Origin of the sequence: Nonomuraea rhizosphaerae, assembly GCF_019396405.1 — a bacterium.
GTDB classification, from domain to species: Bacteria; Actinomycetota; Actinomycetes; order Streptosporangiales; family Streptosporangiaceae; genus Nonomuraea; species Nonomuraea rhizosphaerae.
The window spans coordinates 1-4,266 of record NZ_JAHKRL010000388.1 but is presented as its reverse complement, the minus strand read 5'-3'; the positions used below and the strand labels follow the sequence as shown (position 1 = coordinate 4,266).

At 72.4% G+C, this 4,266-nt stretch carries 5 protein-coding genes; 2 read left to right on the top strand and 3 right to left on the bottom strand.

Annotation, left to right across the window (positions count from 1 at the left end; genetic code table 11):
* From KME77_RS20000 to KME77_RS19990, 3 genes are all read right to left on the bottom strand, one after another.
* Positions 1-1,050, bottom strand: a 1,050-nt coding sequence (locus KME77_RS20000; protein ID WP_219470005.1) for a serine/threonine-protein kinase, incomplete at its 3' end; no start/stop codon positions are given.
* An 85-nt stretch (positions 1,051-1,135) separates the two neighbouring features.
* A complete protein-coding gene (locus KME77_RS19995) occupies positions 1,136-2,692 on the bottom strand; it encodes an FAD-binding oxidoreductase (protein WP_219470003.1) in 1,557 nt (518 codons plus the stop codon).
* Between the two features lie 70 nt (positions 2,693-2,762).
* The gene (locus tag KME77_RS19990) at positions 2,763-3,170 is read right to left on the bottom strand and encodes a thioesterase family protein (protein ID WP_219470001.1); all 408 of its coding nucleotides are present in this window, start codon (positions 3,168-3,170) and stop codon (positions 2,763-2,765) included.
* Positions 3,171-3,229: 59 nt separating this feature from the next.
* On the opposite strand from KME77_RS19990, the gene KME77_RS19985 reads away from it, so the two are divergent.
* On the top strand, positions 3,230-3,724 hold the full coding sequence (locus KME77_RS19985; RefSeq protein ID WP_219469998.1) for an oligopeptide/dipeptide ABC transporter ATP-binding protein: 495 nt from the start codon (positions 3,230-3,232) through the stop codon (positions 3,722-3,724).
* A complete protein-coding gene (locus tag KME77_RS19980) occupies positions 3,688-4,194 on the top strand; it encodes an ATP-binding cassette domain-containing protein (RefSeq protein WP_308250787.1) in 507 nt (168 codons plus the stop codon). Before KME77_RS19985 ends, KME77_RS19980 begins: the two co-directional genes overlap by 37 nt.
* The last annotated feature ends 72 nt before the right edge of the window (positions 4,195-4,266 follow it).

Here is a 4,266-nt window from a genome sequence, read left to right as displayed (position 1 = left end):
GCTCGCCACGGCGGCGGCCGCGGTGACGCCGCCGATCACCGCCCGGCGGCTGACCGGCCGGCTCCGGCCGGGCACGGTCTGCCGCCCGGCCTGCGACGACGAGCCCGGATCGGTCCCGCCAGGCCCCCGCGAGGGCGCGGGAAACGGTACGGGCGGTCCCGTGGGCGCGGGCGGCGGCATGGACACGGGCGCGGCGGGCGGTGGCGCGGACACGGGCGGTCCCATGGGCGCGGGTGGTGCCTCCGGGTGCCGGAGCAGGTGTTGCAGCAGGTCGGCGGGCATCGGCCGGGCGGCCGCGTCCTTGGCCAGGCACGCCTGGATCGGCCCCGCCAGGTGCGGCGGCACGCCGGTGAGGTCGGGGGAGCCGCTCAGCACGCTGTTGAGGATCGCGGCGACGGTGTCCCCCGCGAACGGCGTGCGCCCGGTCGCCGCGAACACCATCGTGCCCGCCCAGCTGAAGACGTCGGACGGCGGCCCGACCCGTTCGGCGGTGTACTGCTCGGGCGACATGTACGCGGGCGTCCCGACCGGCCCGGAGGCCAGCGTGGTGCCGTCGAGCGCCTTGGCGATCCCGAAGTCGATGACGATCGGGCCCTCCGGCCCCATCAGCACGTTGGCCGGCTTGAAGTCGCGGTGCACGATCCCGGCCTGGTGGATGGCGGTCAGCGCGGTCAGCGTGGAGATCGCCAGCCGGTCCAGCGCGCCGCCCGTGCGCGGGCCCGCCGAGCGGACGAGGGCCTGGAGGGTGTCGCCGGCCACGTACTCGCTCACGATGTACGGCCGCTCGTCCAGCGTCCCGACGTCCAGGACGGCGGCCGTGCAGAACGCGGCCACCCGGCGCGCGGCCTCGACCTCCCGCAGGAAGCTCTTGGCCGCGTCGTCGTCGCCGCTCACATGGCCGTGCAGCAGCTTGATCGCGACCTCGCGGCCGGTGGCCCCGGCGACGGCCTGGTAGACCACGCCCTGTCCGCCGGAGCCGAGCAGACCGACGAGGCGGTAGTCGCCGATGTGCGAGGGATCGCCCGTCCGGAGCGGGCGGACATCGGGCATCCCGCTCCCTTCTCGGAGTTGTCCGGGCGATCCACACCATACAGCGCCTAATGCGCCGTGCTCAGGGACGGCCGGGCGGTCCGCGTCACGTGGGCGGCTCGATCGACTGCTGGTGGCGGAAGACGTTGCGCGGGTCCCAGCACTTCTTGACCTTCCGCAGCTCCGCGTAGTGGCGGCCGTAGTACAGCGTGGACCAGGGGATCTTCGAGGTGTTCCAGGGCGGCCCGTTGAGGTCCACGTCGGGGTAGCCGATGTAGCAGCCGTCGGTGACCGTCGGGTGTTCCTTCGTGGCGGAGACGGGGACGCCGCCGGTGTCGCGGTACATGTTCCGGTACAGTTCGCGGATCCAGCGGAGCTGGTCGCCGTCGTCGGCGGCGGCGGGCCAGTAGACCTGGTGCTGGAGCTTGAGTATCGAGCTGCGTTGCAGGACCGCCGTGTCGTCCACGGCGACCTTGTTGATGGCGGCGCCGTAGGAGTCGATCTGGACCACCGCGTCGCGCTGGACGTCGCCCTCGCAGGCGAGCGCCTCCCAGAGGGCGGAGATGTGCTGCTCGGTGAGGGGCTTGAGCATGTACGCGGACTTGTACTTGCCGGCGCGCAGGTTGTCCGTGGGAGCCATCAGCTTGTCCACCACGTCCCACGGCAGCATGGTCGGGCCGTCCAGGCCGGTCAGCGCCGGGTACTCGCCGTGGGCCTCGTCGAGCTCGACCAGGTCCAGCGGGATCGCCGACCCCATGACCTGGTGGAAGGCCTCCATGCGGGCCTTGGCGTCCGGCACCCCGGCGTCGATCTGGGCGATCAGGCCGAGCTTGTCCTTGCTCCTGTGGGTGAGCAGGAGGATGGCGAACAGCGGGCCGAACTGAGCGGGGTCGGCCGCCTTGGGCGAGGCGAAGAACTCGCAGAACGTACGGATGATCTGGGCGAAGTGGGTGGACGTGTCGCCCATCTCCGACCACTTCCAGCCGCTGCCGGCCAGCAGCACCCGTTGCGGCGCGTCGGGCAGGTCCTTGAACCAGAACTTGGTGACGATGCCGAAGTTGCCGCCGCCGCCTCCGGCGTGGGCCCACCACAGCCGGTAGAGGTCGTCGTCGACGCCCTTGTGATCCCGGCACGCGGTGACCAGCTTGACCTGGCCCTCCTTGTCGACCACGGCGACCTCGACCGCGTACAGGTAGTCCACGGTCAGCCCGAACTGGCGCGACAGCAGCCCGAACCCGCCCGCCGGGACGTGCCCGCCCACCCCGACCGACGGGCACGAGCCGCCCGGCAGGACCTTGCCGGTCTTCAGGTACAGCTGCTTGCGCAGGTCGGCGTTGGTCGCCCCGGCCTCGACGCAGATCGCGCCCATGGCCGGGTCGTCGTAGATGCCGTTCATGAGCGAGACGTCGATGATGACGCGGACGTCGTCGGCGCAGACGAAGTTCTCGTAGCAGTGGCCGCCGGAGCGGACCGTGACGCGGGTGCGTGTGCCCGTCGCCGGCTTGTTGTCCATGGCGTACTGGAGGGCGTGCTTGACCTGCTCGTTGGTGCTGACGAGGCGGATGTACTGGGGATGGGCGAGCCAGCGGGGGTTGAAGCCGCGGCACAGGGCGGGATAACGCCGGTCCTCGGGGGTGACCTTGATGCCACCGTCGTCGTTCATGCCCTTGTCGATACCCTGGGTAAGTGATCGTGTACTTGACGTGATGGTGCGATGGTGGTTACCCGCCGCCTCAAGGACGGACGGCCGATCGCGCCCGGGCCTCCAGCTCCGGCGGCATCGGCTCCACCCGGCCCGTCGCCTGGTTGACGTGGACGTAGACGAACTCGGCCGTCGCGATCTCGTCGCCGCCCCCGGCACGCAGGCTGTGGCGCACCCGCAGCCTCTTGGGGGTGGCCTCGACCAGCGCCGAGGTCACGGAGATGGTCTCGCCGGCGCGTGCCTCCTTCAAGTAGCGGATCCGCGACTCGACCGTGTACGTCGTGCGGCCGGTCTCCTCCTGGTAGCGCGCGCCGAACCCCAGCTCGTCCAGCAGCACCTCACTGGCCTGGGCGCAGACGAGCGCGTAACAGGCGTCGTTCATGTGCCCGTTGTAGTCGAGCCATTCGTCCCGCACCCGGGTGGTGAAGGGGTCAGGCACGGCGGTGGCGTCGATGTCGGCCGGTCCGCGACCTGTGCGAACGGCACGGGGTGGCGGCCGTGTACGTCACCCATGACCTGGCGGTCGTCGCGGAGCTGGCCCATCGGGTGGCGGTCATGTACGCGGGGCAGATCGTCGAGATCGGGCCCAAGGACGAGGTCTTCGCCGCCCCCTCCCACCCGTACACGCGGGCCCTGCTGGCCGCGATCCCCAGCGTCACCGAGGAACGCGCGCTCACCGGCATCCCCGGCCGCGCCCCCGCCCCCGGCGCGCGGCCCTCCGGCTGCCGTTTCCACGACCGGTGCGCGCTGGCGCTCGCCGACTGCGCGCGGGCCGAGCCGCCCATGACGGACCTGGGGAACGGCCTGCGCTCGCGCTGCCTGCGGGCCGAGCACGTACGGGAGCGGCCGCTGCCCGCCGCCGTCGCCGCGCCGGCGCCGCCGACGGCCGCCGAGACCGTGCTCGACGTGCGCGGACTGCGCGCCCGCCATGGCGGGGCCGGGAGACGCGCAAGGCCATCCAGTACGTCTTCCAGAATCCGTACCTGTCGCTGAACCCGCGGATGACCGTCGGAGAGATCATCCGCAGACCGCTGCGCCTGTTCGGGCTCGCCCGCGGCCGGGACGCCGAGCGGCGGGTGCGCGACCTGCTCGACCAGGTGGCGCTCGCCCCCTCGGCCTACGACCTGTTCCCCGACCGGCTGTCCGGCGGGGAGCGGCAGCGCGTGGCCATCGCGCGGGCGCTGGCCTGCGAGCCCGACCTGCTCGTCTGCGACGAGGTCACCTCGGCGCTGGACGTCTCCGTGCAGGCCTCGATCGTGTCGCTGCTGGACGGGATCCGCCGGACGCGCGGGCTGTCGATGCTGTTCGTGACCCACAACCTGGCGCTGGCCCGGTCGGTCGCGTCGCGGACCGTGGTGCTGCGCGAGGGGCGGGTCGTCGAGTCGGGGCCCACCGGGCGGCTGCTCGACCATCCGGCCGAGCCGTACACGCGGGCGCTTCTCCGCGACACCCCGCGGCTGTGACGATCACGCCGTACGGCCGGGCAGCAGGCCCGGAACATGGTCAGGGCCCGCACCCAGAACGGGTGCGGGCCC